Raw genomic sequence first — 1354 nt, forward strand, 5'->3', positions numbered from 1 at the left:
CATCAATACCAGTAGCGAAGGTTTATATACTGAAATTCTCGACAATAGYACATTAAAACTCAAAGGCAATACCAATCGCCATACGCTGATTATGGGCAAAGCACCAAATTTGACTATCGATCGTTTTGCTGCCACCCAAACAGATGTTAGCCAGATAGAAACCGCAACAGAAGAAATTGTTGCCCTTGTTCCATCCTCAGTTCAATAAATGGTAGGAGATTGGGGTTTAAAAGTAAATCATTCTGCCCAATAATTTTGCTTATTACACAAACAACCAATAGAGACAGTTATTTTTTCTATTTTGCATTCAAAACAAAGTTTACCTCTAGACTAAATAACATCATTAGCAAATGWAACTCTCTGAAAACTTACAAAAGTTATTGCCGTATGGTTACCTGTTCCTTGTGGTGATGGGGATATTAAAAGAAAGCATTTTTTACTATCAGATTGGTATAAACATTTTAAAGTACACCACGATTATGGATGTATTAATCAGTCCGGTGGCAACACTAACAGCTCATCCGGCGGTATTAATCGTTACGACAGGTTTTATTATCCTCGCTTATGCTTACCCGACCTATCTGGCAAAGCGAAGGGATAAAAAGTGGGCACAAAATCTTTCTGGCCTAAAAAATCCTGAAACACTTAGTGAAGAGGAAGTAGGAAATCATTTTTCGAAACTTTTCACTATTGTTTTTGCCATTGGGCTCCTATCACTGTTTTTGGGAATCGGACTTGGACAAGGGAAAAACTTATCAAAACACATCCGCAATAACGAACTCCAATACGACCGCAAGCTGAATTATTCGAACGGTGAATCTGAAGACATTTATTTGATCGCCACAAATAGTATTTATTATTTCTACCTATCCAAAGGAAACAGATCAATTAAGGTTGCTCCAATTGGTGCTATAAAAAATTTAGAAATCCCACTAAAAGCTTCGATTAGTGCTAAATAGTAATCTTATTTCTGAATAAAGTGTTCAAGTGTTTTAATTAAAAAATACGCATGAAGAAATTATTGATTCCAAATGTGCCATTTACTTAAAAATGATAAAAAAGGGAAAAGTTTTTAAGAGGACTAGGCTTCGAAGAATCGTCATTGCGAGAAGGCTTTTTCAGCCGACGAAGCAATCTTACAACGATCGCTACCAGCGTGCGCATTAAGATTATTCATTTTTGCAGTTGTTTTTAAAGGCATTCATGAGCTCGCTTCGTTCGGTTATCTTCGTTCCTCGCAATGACGATTTTTCTACTGGGGTCTGTCAATGGTAGCGTAGTCGAAGGGCATTTATTTGCGATTTATCAATCTTAAGAAGTCTTCGACTACGCTCTCCACAGGAGTCCTTTGGAC

The 1354-nt window shown here is 37.1% G+C and carries 2 protein-coding genes; both read left to right on the plus strand.

All coding sequences use genetic code 11. The features are described 5' to 3' along the window. Positions 1-208, plus strand: a 208-nt coding sequence (locus AC1DND_RS27955; RefSeq protein WP_477586125.1) for a hypothetical protein, incomplete at its 5' end; no start/stop codon positions are given. A gap of 142 nt (positions 209-350) precedes the next feature. Then, a complete protein-coding gene (locus AC1DND_RS27960) occupies positions 351-959 on the plus strand; it encodes a hypothetical protein (protein ID WP_477586127.1) in 609 nt (202 codons plus the stop codon). The last annotated feature ends 395 nt before the right edge of the window (positions 960-1354 follow it).

The sequence above is a fragment of the Pedobacter sp. 01N416 genome, assembly GCF_056399685.1.